At 71.9% G+C, this 16204-nt stretch carries 13 protein-coding genes; 8 read left to right on the top strand and 5 right to left on the bottom strand.

Features of this window, described 5'->3' with window-relative positions:
* Positions 1-145: 145 nt before the first annotated feature.
* From ACZ46W_RS02235 to ssgD, 3 genes are all read right to left on the bottom strand, one after another.
* Entirely contained in the window at positions 146-2419 is a 2274-nt protein-coding gene (locus tag ACZ46W_RS02235; RefSeq protein ID WP_468329933.1) for an ATP-binding cassette domain-containing protein, read from the bottom strand.
* Positions 2420-2479: 60 nt separating this feature from the next.
* Complete coding sequence (locus ACZ46W_RS02230) at positions 2480-4114, bottom strand: ABC-F family ATP-binding cassette domain-containing protein (protein ID WP_468329930.1); 1635 nt, start codon at positions 4112-4114, stop codon at positions 2480-2482.
* A gap of 288 nt (positions 4115-4402) precedes the next feature.
* Positions 4403-4819, bottom strand: coding sequence for a spore wall synthesis regulator SsgD (ssgD, locus tag ACZ46W_RS02225; RefSeq protein WP_468329927.1), 417 nt, complete (start codon positions 4817-4819; stop codon positions 4403-4405).
* A 151-nt stretch (positions 4820-4970) separates the two neighbouring features.
* Between ssgD and ACZ46W_RS02220 the strand changes: the two genes are divergently transcribed.
* Positions 4971-6095: a WD40/YVTN/BNR-like repeat-containing protein gene (locus ACZ46W_RS02220; RefSeq protein ID WP_468329924.1), complete on the top strand. Its 1125-nt coding sequence runs from the start codon at positions 4971-4973 to the stop codon at positions 6093-6095.
* Positions 6096-6098: 3 nt separating this feature from the next.
* On the opposite strand, the gene ACZ46W_RS02215 is transcribed toward ACZ46W_RS02220, so the two are convergent.
* Complete coding sequence (locus tag ACZ46W_RS02215) at positions 6099-6398, bottom strand: YciI family protein (protein WP_468329921.1); 300 nt, start codon at positions 6396-6398, stop codon at positions 6099-6101.
* 58 nt (positions 6399-6456) lie between these two features.
* Here ACZ46W_RS02215 and ACZ46W_RS02210 point away from each other — a divergent pair, with 58 nt between their 5' ends.
* Positions 6457-7146, top strand: a complete 690-nt coding sequence (locus ACZ46W_RS02210; RefSeq protein ID WP_468329918.1) for an endonuclease V — start codon at positions 6457-6459, stop codon at positions 7144-7146.
* Entirely contained in the window at positions 7143-7520 is a 378-nt protein-coding gene (locus ACZ46W_RS02205; RefSeq protein ID WP_468329915.1) for a VOC family protein, read from the top strand. The genes ACZ46W_RS02210 and ACZ46W_RS02205 overlap by 4 nt, the downstream gene beginning before the upstream one ends.
* A gap of 13 nt (positions 7521-7533) precedes the next feature.
* Here the strand turns inward: ACZ46W_RS02205 and ACZ46W_RS02200 are convergent, their stop codons facing one another.
* A complete protein-coding gene (locus ACZ46W_RS02200) occupies positions 7534-8724 on the bottom strand; it encodes a saccharopine dehydrogenase family protein (RefSeq protein ID WP_468329912.1) in 1191 nt (396 codons plus the stop codon).
* Positions 8725-8895: 171 nt separating this feature from the next.
* Here ACZ46W_RS02200 and ACZ46W_RS02195 point away from each other — a divergent pair, with 171 nt between their 5' ends.
* The 5 genes from ACZ46W_RS02195 (at position 8896) to ACZ46W_RS02175 (ending at position 16123) form a co-directional block, all read left to right on the top strand.
* Positions 8896-10038: a CaiB/BaiF CoA transferase family protein gene (locus tag ACZ46W_RS02195; protein ID WP_468329909.1), complete on the top strand. Its 1143-nt coding sequence runs from the start codon at positions 8896-8898 to the stop codon at positions 10036-10038.
* Positions 10035-11177, top strand: a complete 1143-nt coding sequence (locus ACZ46W_RS02190; protein ID WP_468329906.1) for an acyl-CoA dehydrogenase family protein — start codon at positions 10035-10037, stop codon at positions 11175-11177. Before ACZ46W_RS02195 ends, ACZ46W_RS02190 begins: the two co-directional genes overlap by 4 nt.
* Before the next feature lie 23 nt (positions 11178-11200).
* Positions 11201-12415 (top strand): acetyl-CoA C-acetyltransferase, encoded by a 1215-nt coding sequence (locus ACZ46W_RS02185; protein ID WP_468329903.1) that lies wholly within the window; start codon positions 11201-11203, stop codon positions 12413-12415.
* A gap of 42 nt (positions 12416-12457) precedes the next feature.
* Positions 12458-14644, top strand: coding sequence for a 3-hydroxyacyl-CoA dehydrogenase NAD-binding domain-containing protein (locus ACZ46W_RS02180; RefSeq protein WP_468329900.1), 2187 nt, complete (start codon positions 12458-12460; stop codon positions 14642-14644).
* A 990-nt stretch (positions 14645-15634) separates the two neighbouring features.
* Positions 15635-16123: a hypothetical protein gene (locus ACZ46W_RS02175; RefSeq protein WP_468329897.1), complete on the top strand. Its 489-nt coding sequence runs from the start codon at positions 15635-15637 to the stop codon at positions 16121-16123.
* Positions 16124-16204: the final 81 nt, after the last annotated feature.

The raw sequence follows: 16204 nt of genomic DNA, 5'->3' as shown, positions 1-16204 counted from the left end.
GAGAGGCACGTCACGCCACCTTCGGAGCATTCGGACCCGCCGATGCCGACGACGACCGGCTCGTACCCGGGATCCGCGAGAAGATCCGGGCCGGCTTCGGCGCCGACGCGGCCTCCCACCGCCCCGGCGCCCGTACGGGGCCGACCTACCCCACGCCCAGGTCCCGGCGCAGATACTCGGCCGTGACCGACTTCCGGTGCTCCAGCAACTGCGCCGGAGTCCCCTCGAAGACCAGTTCACCGCCGTGCTTGCCGCCGTCCGGGCCGAGGTCGATCACCCAGTCCGCCCGTTTGACCACGTCGAGGTTGTGCTCGACGCAGACGACCGTGTTGCCCGCGTCGACCAGCCGGTCGAGCAGGGCGACGAGCGTCTCCACGTCCGCCATGTGCAGCCCGGTCGTCGGCTCGTCCAGCACGTACACGCTGCCCGTACGGTGCAACTGCGTCGCCAGCTTGATGCGCTGGCGCTCACCGCCCGACAGGGAGCTGAGCGGCTGCCCGAGCGTCAGATAGGTCAGCCCCACGTCGTTGAGCGCCCGCAGCTTCAGGATCAGCGCCGGGTCGTCGAAGAACCCGATCGCGTCCGCCGCCGTCATCTCCAGGACGTCCACGATCGACCTGCCCCGTACCCGGTGCTCCAGCACCTCGTCCTGGAACCGGCGCCCCTCGCACGCCCCGCAAGTCGTCGTGACCGGGTCCATGAAGGCGAGGTCGGTGTGGATGACGCCACGCCCCGCGCACGTCCCGCACGCCCCCGCCGAGTTGAAACTGAACAGCGACGCCGGGACTCCGTTCGCCTGCGCGAACACCTTCCTCACGGAGTCCATGATCCCCAGGTACGACGCCGGGGTCGACCGCGCCGACGCGGTGATCGCCTCCTGGTCGATGACGACCGCCTCCGGATACGCGGCCGTGAACACCTCCGACACCAGTGTCGACTTGCCCGACCCGGCCACCCCCGTCACGGCCGTCAGTACCCCGGTCGGGAAACGGACGTCGATGCCCTTGAGGTTGTGCAGATCCGCCCCGGTCACCGGCAGCGCCCCGGTGGGGGAGCGGAACGTGTCCTTCAACGGCGTACGCCGGCGCAGGCACCGCCCCGTGAGCGTGTCCGCGTCGCGCAGCCCGGCGAACGGCCCCGCGTACACCACCTCACCACCGCCCGTACCGGCGTGCGGCCCCATGTCGACGACGTGGTCCGCGATGGCCATCACGTCCGGGTCGTGCTCCACCACCAGCACCGTGTTGCCCTTGTCGCGCAGCCGCACCAGCATATCGTTCAGCCGCCCCACATCGTGCGGGTGCAGTCCGACGCTGGGCTCGTCGAAGATGAACGTCAGTCCGGTCAGCGAACTCCCCAGGTGCCGCACCATCTTGAGCCGCTGGCCCTCCCCACCGGACAGGGTGGTGGTCTCCCGGTCCAGGCTCAGGTACCCGAGCCCGATCCCCACCAGGCGCTCCAGCCGCTCCCGCGCGGCCGCCGCGATCGGCGTGGCGACCGGGTCGTCGATCGCCGCCAGCACCTCGACCAGGTCGGCGACCTCCATGCGCGCGTAGTCGGCGATGTTCAGCCCGTCGATACGGGTCGCGAGCGCCGCCTCGTTCAGCCGCGCGCCACCGCACGCCTCGCACACCCCCTGCGTGGTGACGCTCCGCACGGTCTCCTTGTACGAGTCGGAGAGCCCCGCCGTGTCCCGCTTCAGGTACAGCCGGTCGAACCGGTCCACCAGCCCCTCGAACCGCACGTCCGCCGCACCCGACTTCATCGCCAGCCGCACCTTCAGGTCCCGGCCCGCCCCCGTCCCGTACAGCAGCGCCCGGCGCTCCGCCTCCGTGTAGTCGGCCAGCGGCTTGTCCGGGTCGAAGAGACCCGAGTCGGCGTACAGCCGCCACTGCCAGCTCCCCACGGAAGTGCCCGGCAGCAGCAGCGCGCCCCCGTTCAGCGACTTCGTCCAGTCGACCGCCTTGTCCAGGTCGAGCCGCACCGTGCGCCCGACCCCGTCGCACACCGGGCACATACCGGACGGGTCGTTGAAGGAGTACGCCGTCGCGGGCCCGGCGCTGGGCGTCCCGTACCGGGAGAACAGCACCCGGATCACCGAGAAGATGTCCGTCATCGTCCCCACCGTCGAGCGGACGTTTCCGCCGATCGGCTTCTGGTCGACGATGATCGCGACCGAGAGGTCGTCGATCGCGTCGACGTGCGGCCGCTCGTACTTCGGCAGCCGGTTCCTGATGAACCAGGTGAAGGTCTCGTTGAGCTGCCGCTGCGACTCGACGGCGATCGTGTCGAAGACGACCGACGACTTGCCGGAGCCGGAGACGCCGGTGAAGACGGTGACGCGGTTCTTGGGGAGGGAGAGGGAGACGTCCCGCAGGTTGTTCTCGCGGGCGCCCGAGATCACGATGTCCGAAGCCATGCGGACGAAGCTAGGCCGTATACCCGACACCTTCTGTCGGGTATACGGCCCGGCCTCCGGTCACAGACCGGACAGCACCTCCTCCGCCGTCGTCGCACGCAGCTCGCCGTCCTCCAGCAGCAACCAGCGCGTGATGCCGATCGACTCCAGGAACGGCACGTCATGGCTCGCCACGATCAGCGCGCCCTCGTACGCGTCGAGCGCCGCCGTCAACTGCCGTACGCTCGCCATGTCCAGGTTGTTCGTCGGCTCGTCCAGCATCAGCAACTGCGGTGCCGGCTCCGCCAGCAGCAGCGCGGCCAGCGCCGCCCGGAACCGCTCGCCGCCCGACAGCGTCCCGGCCGGCTGGTCGGCCCGCGCGCCCCGGAACAGGAAGCGGGCCAGCCGGGCGCGGATCTTGTTGTTGGTCGCCTCCGGAGCGAGCCGCGCCACGTTCTCCACCACGCTCAGGGCGTCGTCGAGCACGTCGAGCCGCTGCGGCAGGAACCGCAGCGGGACGTGCGCCTCCACCTCGCCCGCCACCGGCGCCAGTTCACCGGCGATCGTGCGCAGCAGCGTCGTCTTACCGGAGCCGTTGCGCCCGACGAGCGCGATCCGCTCCGGGCCGCGCAGCTCCCACTCGCCGCCGACCCGGGCCCCGTACCGCAGCCCCAGGCCGCGCATCAGCAGTACGCCCCGGCCCGGCGGGACCGTCGTGTACGGCAGCTCGATGCGGATCTCGTCGTCGTCCCGCACCGCCTCCACCGCCTCGTCGAGCCGCTCCTTGGCCTCGGCGAGCTTCTGGGTGTGCATGATGCGGTGCTTGCCGGCCGACTCCTGGGCCGCCCGCTTGCGCGCGTTCATGACGATCTTCGGCTCGCGCTTGCTGTCGAACATCTTCTGCCCGTACCGCTTGCGCCGCGCCAACTTCACGTGCGCATCCGCCAGTTCGCGCTTCTGCCGCTGTACGTCGGCCTCGGCGACCCGCACCATGCGTTCGGCCGCCTCCTGTTCGGCGGCCAGCGCCTCCTCGTACGCCGAGTAGGCACCGCCGTACCAGGACACCTCGCCGTCCCGGAGGTCGGCGATCTGGTCGACCAGCTCCAGCAGTTCACGGTCGTGGCTGACCACGACCAGGACGCCGGACCAGGCCTCGACGGCCTCGTACAGGCGGCGGCGGGCGTGCAGGTCCAGGTTGTTGGTCGGCTCGTCGAGCAGCAGTACGTCCGGCCGGGCCAGCAGCAGCGCGGCCAGCCGCAGCAGCACGCACTCGCCGCCCGACACCTCGCCGATCGTGCGGTCCAGGCCGATGTGGCCGAGGCCGAGCTGGTCGAGCGTGGCGCGCGCCCGCTCCTCCACGTCCCAGTCGTCGCCGATCGCCTCGAAGTGCTCCTCGCTCGCGTCGCCGCCCTCGATGGCGTGCAGCGCGGCGCGGGTGGCGGCGATCCCCAGGGCCTGGTCAACCCGGAGCGCGGTGTCGAGCGTGGCGTTCTGCGGCAGGTAACCGACCTCTCCCGCGACGCGGACGGTGCCGTCGGCGGGGATGAGCTCACCCGCGATGAGCTTCAGCAGGGTCGACTTGCCCGAGCCGTTGAGGCCGATGAGGCCCGTTCTGCCGGGTCCGACCGCGAGCTGGAAACCGTCCAGGACTTCGGTCCCGTCGGGCCACGAGAAGGACAGGTCGGTGCAGGTGATGGAGGTGGGGAAGGTAGACATACGGGTCTCCCGGTTGCGTGAGGAAAAGGGGGCAACGGGTGAGACACCGGACGGCTCGCGGGCCGAGGTCGCACACATCAGCGCGCACAGCGCCGAACGCGGCTGTGCGACACGGTGTCTCGAGACCTCAGACGAGCAACGTCCTACTCCGTTCGACGGCGACAATGACCGTCGGTGACGCTACGCCGGTCCGCCGTGGGCGGCAACGGAATTATGGGCGACGGGGAACGGGTGACGGGGAACGGGTGACGGGGAACCGTGGACCAGCGGCCGTGGGTGGGCCGGCGGTCAGCAGGCGTCGCGCAGCAGGTCGGCCAGGTGCTGGTCGATGTCGAGGAACTCGTGCTCGCAGCCCGCCGGCACCAGGTGCTGGGCGCGCCGGAGGAAGCGGCGCACCTCGCAGGTGCGGATGTGCACCATCGCGACGCCCTCGGGGGCGTGGAACTCCACGACCGTACGGTCGTAGCCGTAGGGCCGTACGCGTACGTCGCCGAGCCCGGACGGCTCCTCGACCCCCGCCGCGAGCAGCTCCCGGGAGAACTCCCAGGCCACGTCGACGCCTTCCAGGGTGGCCCGGGCGGGGAAGGACATCTGCACGGCGAAGGGGTTGCCCCGGTCGTAACGCAGGGTCGCCGGGACGGATTCCATGCGGGGCGCGGACGCGACCAGGCGGGCCTGTACGGCCTGCTCGATGACGGTGGACAAGGCCTGCTCCCTCGCGCGCGGCTGCGGTGGTACGACTCCTTACGCCAGGGAGGACGACGAATTCCGTCGTCGCGTGCACTGGCAGAGGGTGTGACGTGTGTCACTCAGGCGCCCTGGACGGGTCGGGCGGGGTGGGCTACGTTCCCGCGCCATGACGTCCATGGGGAAGACGAGACGAGCGGTGTCGGTGGGGCTGTGCGGGGCGGCGCTGGCGGCCGCGTTGACCGCTCCGGCCCGGGCGGGCGAGGTCCGGGTGGCCGAGAACCGGGCGGCCCCGGCCCGGGCCGGCGAGGCGGCCCCGGCGGGTTCCGTCTGGGAGCAGAAGCCCACCGGTACGGAGGTGCGCTTCCGGGGTCTGGCCGCCGTCAGCCGCTCCGGCGCATGGGTGGCCGGCTCCAAGGGCACGGTGCTGCGCACCTCGGACGGCGGCCGCAGTTGGCGGAACGTGTCGCCGCCGGGCGCCGGGGAGCTGGAGTTCCGGGACATCGAGGCGTTCGACGGGCGCCGTGCGGTGGTGCTCGCCATCGGCGAGGGGGAGGCGTCCCGGATCCTCCGCACCGACGACGGCGGCGCGAGCTGGACCGAGTCGTTCCGCAACCCCGACCCCAGGGCCTTCTACGACTGCGTCGCCTTCTTCGACAGCCGCCACGGCCTCGCCATGAGCGACCCGGTCGACGGCAAGTACCGCATCCTGTCGACCGGTGACGGCGGCCGCACCTGGAAGGTCCTGCCCGACTCCGGCATGCCCGCCGCGCTGCCGGGGGAGGCCGCCTTCGCGGCGAGCGGCCAGTGCCTGGTCACCTCCGGCCCCCGGGACGTGTGGCTGGCCACCGGGGGCGGCGCCACCGCGCGCGTGCTCCACTCATCCGACCGGGGCCTCAACTGGACCGTCGCCGAGTCCACGATCCCGGCCGGCGACCCGGCGCGCGGCGTCTTCGCCCTCGCCTTCCGCGACCGTACGCACGGCCTCGCCGTCGGCGGCGACTACCGCACGGGCCAGGCGTCGCCCCGGGCGGCAGCCGTCAGCCGGGACGGCGGCCGCACCTGGCGGCAGGCGCACACCCCGCCGCCCGCCTACCGCTCGGGCGTGACCTGGCTGCCGCACAGCCGCTTTGCCGCCCTCGCCGTCGGCCCCACCGGAACGGACCTGACGACGGACGGCGGCCGCACCTGGCGAACCGTCGACACCGGCTCGTACGACACGGTCGACTGCGCCCCCGACTTCGGCTGCTGGGCCTCGGGCGAGAAGGGAAGGGTCGCCCGACTGGAGCCTTGAGCCCTAGCCGGGAAGCTCCTGGCGGTACGGGGCCAGTCCGGGCGCGGTCTTCGTGGCTATGAACTCGGTGACGCGGTACGCGCACACGCCCTCGGTGACGAAGGGGTCGGTTGCCGTGATCTGCTCGATCCGCGCGCGGTCGGCCCCGGCGGCCAGGATGACGCCGCCGTCACGCGGCTCCTTGCGGCCGGAGGCGATGAACAGCCCTGACGCGTAGTGGGTGTCGAGCCAAGCGACATGGTCCGCGAGAAGCTCGTCCACGCGCTCGATGGGCCCGGTGTAGGTCAGTTCCAGTACGAACATGAATGCGAGGTTATCCGGCCGCACTGACAGTGCCGCCGGACGTAAGGTGGCCGTCACTATGACGATCATCGAAAAGCCCGCCGACTGGCCGTCCGACGAGGCCGGGGCCCTCGCCGTCCAGGACGAACTGCGCGGCCGGGTCGTCCTGGACGAGCCGGGCCCGGCGCCCGGCACCGGACTGGTCACCGGCGTCGACGTGGCCTACGACGACGAGCGCGACCTCGTCGCCGCCGCGGCCGTCGTCCTGGACGCCCGTACGCTCACCGTCGTCGAGGAGGCCACGGCCGTCGGCCGGGTCTCCTTCCCGTACGTCCCCGGACTGCTCGCCTTCCGCGAGATACCGACCGTGCTGGCCGCCCTCGACGCGCTGCGCGGCGGCCCCGGGCTCGTGGTGTGCGACGGCTACGGCCAGGCACACCCGCGCCGCTTCGGCCTCGCCAGTCACCTCGGCGTCCTCACCGGCCTGCCGGTGATCGGCGTCGCCAAGAACCCGTTCACCTTCTCCTACGAGCAGCCCGCCTCCGAGCGCGGGGCGGCCACCCCCCTGGTCGCGGACGGCGAGGAGGTCGGCCGGGCGCTGCGCACCCGGGCGGGCGTCAAGCCGGTCTTCGTCTCCGTCGGCCACCGCGTCACCCTCGACAACGCCTGCGCCCACACCCTGCACCTGACGCCCCGCTACCGCATCCCGGAGACCACCCGCCACGCGGACGCCCTGTGCCGGCGGGCCCTGAAGGAGGCCGTGGCATGATCGGCCGGCTCCAGTGCACGGTCCTGGACTGTCCCGACGTCCTGGCCCTGGCCCGCTTCTACCAGGGGCTGCTCGGCGGCGAGGTCAACCGCCCGGACCCCCGCTGGTCGCTCGACGCGGACTGGGCGACCCTCCACCTGGACGACGGGCAGGTGCTGGCCTTCCAGCGGGCCGACCCCTACCGGCCGCCCGCCTGGCCGGATCCGGACAGCCCCCAGCAGTTCCACCTCGACGTGGGCGTCCCCGACCTCGCGCGGGCACGGCACGACGTCCTCGCCCTGGGGGCCGAGCCGCTCGACGACGGGGACCCCGCACGCCGCTGGCACGTCTACGCCGACCCGGCGGGGCACCCCTTCTGCCTCGTACGCCACTGACCCGGCCACCGGGTCAGCGGGAATCGGCCACCCGGAAACGGATGCCCGCGCTGCTCAGCCGCTCCAGCAGCGCGTCCCCCATCGCGACCGCCGTGGTCACCTGGCCCGCGGTCGGGGGCAGCGCGTCGAAGGCCAGGCACAGCGCCGACTCGGCGAGCATCTTCGCCGTCTCGTCGTACCCCGGGTCGCCGCCCGACACCTCGGTGAACACCCGCCGCCCGCCGCCCTCGCCGACGAACCGCACCGAGAACCAGCTACGCGCGCGGCGCTCCTCGTCCGGGCCCTGACCCGCCTCATAACGGTCCATCAGCCACCGGCGGGCGGCGGGCACCTGGGCCATCCCGAGCAGCGCCCCCAGGGCCGCCGTCCCGCCGATGGCCATGGGCAGCGCCTTGACCGCCGCGTAGTGGCGGTAGCGGAAGTCCGGCCCGTACTGGGGCAGGGCCGCCGCCGAACGCGCCACGATCGCGCCGTCCACGGTCGGCAGCGGCAGCGCCCACGCCCCGGTCTCCCGGCTGAAGCGAGGCGCCCCGAGCGGCGCCCGCGCCCGCCGCCCCACCAGGCGCGGCTCGTGCAGCCGCCGTTCCCGGGCCGCCCGCCGCATCTGCCGGCCCCGCCCCATGGCGGTGATCGCCGACGCGAACGTGCCGCCGGAGAAGAAGGCGTTGGAGCGGACGAACCCGTCCACGGTCAGCGGCACCTCCTTGGGCAGGTGCGACACGGTGAAGTACACGCCCAGGTCGTGCGGGACCGAGTCGAAGCCGCAGGCGTGCACGATCCGCGCCCCCGTCTCCCTGGCCCGCGCGTCATGGCGCACGTACATCAGGTCCACGAACTCCGGCTCACCGGTCAGATCCACGTAGTCCGTCCCCGCCTCGGCGCAGGCGGCCACCAGCGGTTCCCCGTACCAGACGTACGGCCCGACCGTGGTCGCCACGACCCGGGCCGACTCGGCGAGCGCACGCACCGAGTCCGGGTCGGCCGCGTCGGCGGTCAGCAGCGGCAGCCCGGCGCAGTGCGGGTGATCGGCGGCCAGCCGGTCGCGCAGCCGCTCCAGCTTGTCCCGGCTGCGCCCGGCGAGCGCCCAGCGGCAGGTCGCGGGGGCGTGCGCGGCGAGGTACCGGGCGGTCAGTTCCCCGACGAATCCGGTCGCTCCGAAGAGCACGACGTCATACGCCCGATCCGTGCCGTGCCGCTTGTCCATCCAGACCTCCGCCGTCCGCGCCGTTGTCGGAGGCAGAGGCTAGCGTGCGGCAGGAGGCGTGATCGCCCGGGTCCCTCCTTCCACGCGGTTGTCCACAGGGCTTGTGCGGAGTGGAACACGTTCTTAGCATCATTGCTGTTACAGCAGTTGTGTCACAGTGCTGGGGGTTTGATGGCAGCGACAGGCAACGGCCCGCTCGCCGGGGTGCGCGTGGTCGAGCTGGCGGGCATCGGGCCCGGCCCGTTCGCCGCCATGCTCCTGGGCGATCTGGGCGCCGACGTCGTACGGGTCGACCGGCCCGGCGGTGCCGGGCTCTCGATCGATCCGGCGTACGACCTCACCAACCGCAACAAACGCTCGGTGCTCGTCGACCTCAAGGCGGACGGCGGCCCCGAGCGCGTCCTGGACCTCGTCGAGCGCGCCGACATCCTCATCGAGGGATACCGCCCCGGTGTCGCCGAACGGCTCGGCGTCGGGCCCGAGCCGTGCCTGGCCCGCAACCCCGGGCTCGTCTACGGGCGGATGACCGGCTGGGGGCAGGAGGGCCCGCTCGCCCCGCGCGCCGGGCACGACATCGCGTACATCGCCATCACGGGCACGCTCTCCATGATCGGCAAGGCCGGTGAGCCGCCGACCGTGCCGGCCAACCTCGTCGGCGACTACGCGGGTGGTTCGCTCTACCTGGTCGTCGGCGTCCTCGCCGCCCTGCACCACGCGCGCGGGGAGGGCGGCAGCGGACAGGTCGTCGACGCGGCGATCACCGACGGAGCCGCCCACCTGGCCACGATGATCCACGGCATGATGGCCGCCGGCGGCTGGCAGGACCGGCGCGGCGCCAACCTGCTGGACGGCGGCTGCCCCTTCTACGGCACGTATGAGACGGCCGACGGCCAGTACATGGCGGTGGGCGCGCTGGAGCAGCAGTTCTACGATGAGTTCACCGACCTGCTCGGCATCACGGACATGGCCCCGGCCCGCAAGGACTTCGCCCGCTGGGACGAGCTGCGCGCCGCCGTCGCCCAGCGCTTCAAGGAGAAGACCCGCGCCGAATGGACGGCCGTCTTCGAGGGCTCCGACGCCTGCGTCGCCCCCGTGCTGTCCCTGCGCGAGGCCCCCGCCCACCCGCACCTCACCGCCCGCTCCACCTTCACCGACCACGGCGGGATCACCCAGCCCGCCCCCGCGCCCCGCTTCTCGGCGACGCCCGGCTCCGTGACCCGGCCGCCCGCCCAGCCGGGCGCCGACACCGACGAGGTCGCCCACGACTGGGGCGTACCGAGCATCCGTACCGACGACACCAGGGGGACCGGGTGAAACGCCAGATCTTCAGCGCCGAGCACGACGCCTTCCGCGAAACCGTCCGCACCTTCCTCGCCAAGGAGGTCCTCCCGCACTACGAGCAGTGGGAGAAGGACGGCATCGTCTCGCGCGACGCCTGGCTCGCGGCCGGGCGGCAGGGCCTGCTCGGCATCGCCGTCCCCGAGGAGTACGGAGGCGGCGGCAACGCCGACTTCCGCTACAGCGCCGTCCTCTCCGAGGAGTTCACCCGCGCCGGCGCCCCGGGGCTCGCCATCGGCCTCCACAACGACATCATTGGCCCCTACCTCACCTCGCTCGCCACCGACGATCAGAAGCGGCGCTGGCTGCCCGGCTTCTGCACCGGCGAGATCATCACCGCCATCGCCATGACCGAGCCCGGCGCCGGCTCCGACCTCCAGGGGATCCGCACCACCGCCGAGGACAAGGGCGACCACTGGCTGCTCAACGGCTCCAAGACGTTCATCTCCAACGGCATCCTCGCCGACCTGGTGATCGTCGTCGCCAAGACCACCCCCGAGGGCGGCGCGCACGGCCTGTCCCTCCTGGTCGTCGAGCGCGGGATGGAAGGCTTCGAACGGGGCCGCAACCTCGACAAGATCGGCCAGAAGGCCCAGGACACCGCCGAGCTGTTCTTCCACGACGTACGCGTCCCCAAGGAGAACCTGCTCGGCGAGCTGAACGGCGCGTTCGTCCACCTGATGACCAACCTCGCGCAGGAGCGGCTCAACATCGCCGTCGCGGGCATCGCCGCCGCCGAGCACCTCCTGGAGATCACCACGGCGTACGTCAAGGAGCGAGAGGCGTTCGGGCGGCCGCTCGCCAGGCTCCAGCACATCCGTTTCGAGATCGCGGAGATGGCCACCGAATGCGCCGTCACGCGCGCGTTCCTCGACCGCTGCGTCGTCGACCACTCGAACGGGGAGCTGGACGCCGTCCACGCCTCCATGGCGAAGTGGTGGGCCACCGAACTGCAAAAGCGGGTCGCCGACCGCTGTCTCCAATTGCACGGCGGCTACGGCTACATGGCCGAATACCCGGTCGCCAGGGCCTTCACCGATGGCCGGATCCAGACCATTTACGGCGGTACGACCGAAATCATGAAGGAAATCATCGGCCGTTCCCTGCTCGGCTGACCCCTCCCCGAAAGGCTTGACCAGTGAGCACCGAAGCGTACGTGTACGACGCGATCCGCACCCCGCGCGGCCGCGGAAAGGCCAATGGCGCCCTGCACGGGACCAAGCCGATCGACCTGGTGGTCGGCCTCATCCACGAGCTGCGCGGCCGGTTCCCCGGCCTCGACCCCGCGGCGATCGACGACATCGTCCTCGGTGTCGTCGGCCCGGTGGGCGACCAGGGCTCCGACATCGCCCGCGTCGCCGCCATCGCCGCCGGACTGCCCGACACCGTCGCCGGCGTACAGGAGAACCGCTTCTGTGCCTCCGGCCTCGAAGCCGTCAACATGGCCGCGATGAAGGTCCGCTCCGGCTGGGAGGACCTCGTCCTCGCGGGCGGCGTGGAGTCGATGTCGCGCGTCCCGATGGCCTCCGACGGCGGCGCCTGGTTCAACGACCCGATGACCAACTGGGACACCAACTTCGTCCCGCAGGGCATCGGCGCGGACCTGATCGCCACCATCGAGGGCTACTCACGGCGCGACGTCGACGAGTACGCCGCCCTCTCCCAGGAGCGGGCCGCCACCGCCTGGAAGGACGGCCGCTTCGACCGGTCCGTCGTCCCGGTCAAGGACCGCGCCGGCCTGGTCGTCCTCGACCACGACGAGCACATGCGGCCCGGCACCACCGCCGACTCCCTCGCCTCGCTCAAGCCCTCCTTCGCGGCCATCGGCGACATGGGCGGCTTCGACGCCGTGGCGCTCCAGAAGTACCACTGGATCGAGAAGATCGACCACGTCCACCACGCCGGCAACTCCTCCGGCATCGTCGACGGCGCCGCCCTCGTCGCCATCGGCAACAAGGAGGTCGGCGAGCGGTACGGGCTGACGCCCCGCGCCCGGATCGTCTCCGTCGCCGTCTCCGGCTCCGAGCCGACCATCATGCTCACCGGCCCCGCGCCCGCCTCCAAGAAGGCCCTCGCGAAGGCCGGGCTGACCATCGACGACATCGACCTGGTCGAGATCAACGAGGCGTTCGCGGCGGTCGTGCTGCGCTTCGTCAAGGACATGGGCCTGTCCCTGGACAAGGTCAACGTCAACGGCGGCGCCATCGCCATGGGCCACCCGCTCGGCGCGACCGGCGCGATGATCCTCGGCACCCTCGTCGACGAACTGGAGCGCCAGGACAAGCGCTACGGCCTCGCCACGCTGTGCGTCGGCGGCGGCATGGGCATCGCCACCGTCGTCGAGCGCGTCTGACCCCGTCCTCTTCCCGTACGGCCTAACGGAGCAGCCACCACCATGAGCCAGTCCACCACCATCCGCTGGGAACAGGACGAGACCGGCGTCGTCACCCTCGTCCTCGACGACCCCGACCAGTCCGCCAACACCATGAACCAGGCCTTCAGGACCTCGATCGCGGCGATCGCCGACCGCGCCGAGGCCGAGAAGGACTCCATCCGGGGCATCATCTACACCTCCGCCAAGAAGACCTTCTTCGCGGGCGGCGACCTCAAGGACATGATGAAGGCCGGGCCGGGCGACGCCCGCCAGATCTTCGACGCCGGCATGGAGATGAAGCGCGCCCTGCGCCGCATCGAGACCCTCGGCAAGCCGGTCGTCGCCGCCATCAACGGCGCGGCCCTGGGCGGCGGTTACGAGATCGCCCTCGCCTCCCACCACCGCATCGCCCTCGACGCGCCCGGCTCCAAAATCGGCCTGCCCGAGGTCACCCTCGGCCTCCTGCCCGGAGGCGGCGGCGTCACCCGGACGGTACGCCTCATGGGCATCGCCGATGCCCTGCTGAAGGTGCTCCTCCAGGGCACCCAGTACGCGCCGCAGCGGGCCCTGGAGAACGGCCTGGTCCACGAAGTGGCCGCCACCGAGGAGGAGATGCTCGCCAAGGCCCGGGCGTTCATCGACGCCCACCCCGAGTCCCGGCAGCCCTGGGACGTCCCCGGCCACAAGATCCCCGGCGGCACTCCGGCGCACCCCAAGTTCGCCGCCAACCTGCCCGCCTTCCCGGCGAACCTCAGGAAGCAGCTCAACGGCGCCCCCTACCCGGCGCCCCGCAACATCCTCGCGGCCGCGGTCGAGGGCTCCCAGGTCGACTTCGAGACCGCGCTGGCCATCGAGTCGCGCTACTTCACCGAGCTGGTCACCGGCCGGACCGCCAAGAACATGATCCAGGCGTTCTTCTTCGACCTCCAGGCGGTCAACGCGGGCCGCAGCCGCCCCCAGGGCGTCGAGCCCCGCCCGGTCCGCAAGGTCGCCGTCCTCGGCGCCGGGATGATGGGCGCGGGCATCGCGTACTCCTGTGCCAAGGCCGGCATCGAGGTCGTCCTCAAGGACGTGTCGGCCGAGGCGGCCCAGAAGGGCAAGGCGTACTCCGTCAAGCTCCTCGACAAGGCGCTGTCCCGGGGCCGTACGACCGAGGCCAAGCGCGAAGCGCTGCTGGCCCGCATCACCCCGACCGCCGACCCGGCCGACCTGGCGGGCTGCGACGCCGTCATCGAGGCGGTCTTCGAGGACACGGCGCTCAAGCACAAGGTGTTCCAGGAGATCCAGGAGATCGTCGCGCCGGACGCGCTGCTGTGCTCCAACACCTCCACCCTGCCGATCACGCTCCTCGCCGAGGGCGTCGAACGCCCGGCCGACTTCATCGGCCTGCACTTCTTCTCGCCGGTCGACAAGATGCCGCTCGTCGAGATCATCAAGGGCGAGCGCACCGGCGACGAGGCGCTGGCGCGCGCCTTCGACCTCGTACGGCAGATCAACAAGACGCCGATCGTCGTCAACGACTCGCGCGGGTTCTTCACCTCGCGCGTCATCGGCCAGTTCATCAACGAGGGCGTCGCGATGGTCGGCGAGGGCGTGGAGCCCGCGTCGGTCGAACAGGCGGCGGCGCAGGCCGGCTACCCGGCGAAGGTGCTGTCCCTGATGGACGAGCTCACCCTCACCCTGCCCCGGAAGATCCGCAACGAGACGCGCAAGGCCATCGAGGAAGCGGGCGGCACCTGGCCGGAGCACCCGGCGGACGCGGTGATCGACCGGATGGTCGACGAGTTCGGCCGCACCGGCCGCAGCGGCGGGGCCGGCTTCTACGACTACGACGAGGAGGGCAAGCGGCAGGGCCTGTGGCCGGGGCTGCGCGAGCACTTCTCGAAGCCGGACGCCGCCGGGTCCTCCGGCACTGTGCCCTTCGAGGACATGAAGGAGCGGATGCTGTTCTCGGAGGCGCTGGACACCGTCCGCTGCCTGGAGGAGGGCGTGCTGACGTCGGTCGCCGACGCCAACATCGGTTCCATCATGGGCATCGGCTTCCCGGCGTGGACCGGCGGTGTCCTCCAGTACATCAACGGCTACGAGGGCGGCCTCCCGGGCTTCGTCGCTCGGGCGCGGGAGCTGGGCGAACGGTACGGGGAGCGGTTCGAGCCGCCGGCGCTGCTGGTGCAGAAGGCGGAACGGGGCGAGACGTTCAGCGACTGAGCGCCCCAGCGGGTGGGCCGGCGGCTCGTACGACCGCCGGCCCACCCGCACGTCACCGCTGCACGGGGAGGCCGGGCCGACAGGCCGGCACCCGCCCCAGGGCGTCACAAGTCCCCTATGTCCGGCCCACATGGGTGCGCAGGCGGCGGGCATTGTACGCGAGCGGCGGATGCATCAGCTTGATGTGTACTAGCCCACATTCTTTCCTTACATTTCCGCCACGGGTGACCACCCATCGGCGCCATGGCGCCCCAACGGTCGAGTGACCGGCCGGGCGTCGGAGCAGAGCCCTTGACCGCCCCCGCAAGGCGAGATTCAGTCAAGAAATTGGCGGCAAGTCGCCTAAAAATCGGCCAATCAGCGAATTCATGGGCGGGAACCGACAATTCCACTTTGACCCTCTCCTGGTGATCTTCAAGACTGCGCCTCCGACCACCCCGCACCCTTCGGGACACGGTGCGGGACCTAGCAGGGGGAACCGAGAGCAGCATGCAGAAGAGCCACTCGAACTCCGCACGCATGCGGAGGGCCGTCACGCGCGGGCTCGTGACCGCAGCCGGCGGCCGGGGTTCGGACGTCGGCGTGGAACGCGCTGCGCGGTTCCCGCGGCGACGAGGCCCTCATCGAGTGGCCGGTGCCCGGCGGTGGCTTCGACTGCGCCAAGCAGCGTGCGCGGGACACCCGCGCCCGGAACAAGGCGTTGCGCGAACGTGTGGTCGCCACGCGCACGGAGGGGTTCTCCCCCGAAGCGCCAGCGGCCGCGCTGCGGGCGCTGAAGGGCGGCGCCGCCGAGCATGCGGCGTTCGTGAAGACGGGGTACGCCGAGGCGCAGAAGCGCCACCGTACGGCGCGTCAGGCCGGGGAGCGGCAGCGGCTGGAGATCACCGCCAAGGACCGCGACGTCGTACGCGGCGTCGGTGAGCGGGCCCGGGCGAGCAGGTACGGGTCGCGGCGCCGTGGGCGCTGCGACCGGGTGCCACGGACGCGGACGTGGAGGTGTTCTTCGGCTACGGCTGGGCCACCGGCGCGGTGCTGGGCCCGGAGGCGTACCGGACGCGGATCGCCGGCGCGGAAGCGGTACGGCACCACGTGCTGACGGGCCTGATGAAAAGGGCCACGGCGGCCGAGGCGGCCGTGCAGGGCGCGGCGGACGCCGCCAGGGCACGGGCCGAGGCGGAACTGGCCTGGAAGGCGGTTTCCGAACACGCCGACGCGGCGCGGCGCGCGTGGCCGGCCGAGCAGGCCGCCGGGGCCGCCCAGGCGGAGAACGGGCGGGCCGTCGCCCCGCTGTCCCGAGAGTCGGCGGAGCAGCTCTGGAAGGCGATCTCCGGCATCGCCGACAGCCACCGGAACGCCTGGGCCGCGAAGCAGGCCCGGGCCGAACGGGCGGCGGGGTTCCGGAAGGTCATGCGCGACCACGTCCAGGACGGCGAGAGCCGCACCCGGAGCCGACTCCGAAAGGGTTCGGCCGGCCCGTGACCGGGGCCGGCCGAACGGCATTCGGTCACCCCGCCCGCTGACCGGGGCGGGGGTTCATCGATCCATTCGTCAAGGGGGATT

This window comes from Streptomyces sp. NPDC031064, from assembly GCF_055570965.1.
This window is presented reverse-complemented; position numbering and strand designations above follow the sequence as displayed.

Excerpts from the sequence above, each read along its gene's own strand:
- ACZ46W_RS02220 (WP_468329924.1), top strand. The coding sequence starts at position 4,971 with ATGACGTCCATGGGGAAGACGAGACGAGCGGTGTCGGTGGGGCTGTGC.
- ACZ46W_RS02215 (WP_468329921.1), bottom strand. The coding sequence starts at position 6,398 with ATGTTCGTACTGGAACTGACCTACACCGGGCCCATCGAGCGCGTGGAC.
- ACZ46W_RS02180 (WP_468329900.1), top strand. The coding sequence starts at position 12,458 with ATGAGCCAGTCCACCACCATCCGCTGGGAACAGGACGAGACCGGCGTC.
- ACZ46W_RS02195 (WP_468329909.1), top strand. The coding sequence starts at position 8,896 with ATGGCAGCGACAGGCAACGGCCCGCTCGCCGGGGTGCGCGTGGTCGAG.
- ACZ46W_RS02230 (WP_468329930.1), bottom strand. The coding sequence starts at position 4,114 with ATGTCTACCTTCCCCACCTCCATCACCTGCACCGACCTGTCCTTCTCG.
- ACZ46W_RS02235 (WP_468329933.1), bottom strand. The coding sequence starts at position 2,419 with ATGGCTTCGGACATCGTGATCTCGGGCGCCCGCGAGAACAACCTGCGG.
- ACZ46W_RS02205 (WP_468329915.1), top strand. The coding sequence starts at position 7,143 with ATGATCGGCCGGCTCCAGTGCACGGTCCTGGACTGTCCCGACGTCCTG.
- ACZ46W_RS02200 (WP_468329912.1), bottom strand. The coding sequence starts at position 8,724 with ATGGACAAGCGGCACGGCACGGATCGGGCGTATGACGTCGTGCTCTTC.
- ACZ46W_RS02210 (WP_468329918.1), top strand. The coding sequence starts at position 6,457 with ATGACGATCATCGAAAAGCCCGCCGACTGGCCGTCCGACGAGGCCGGG.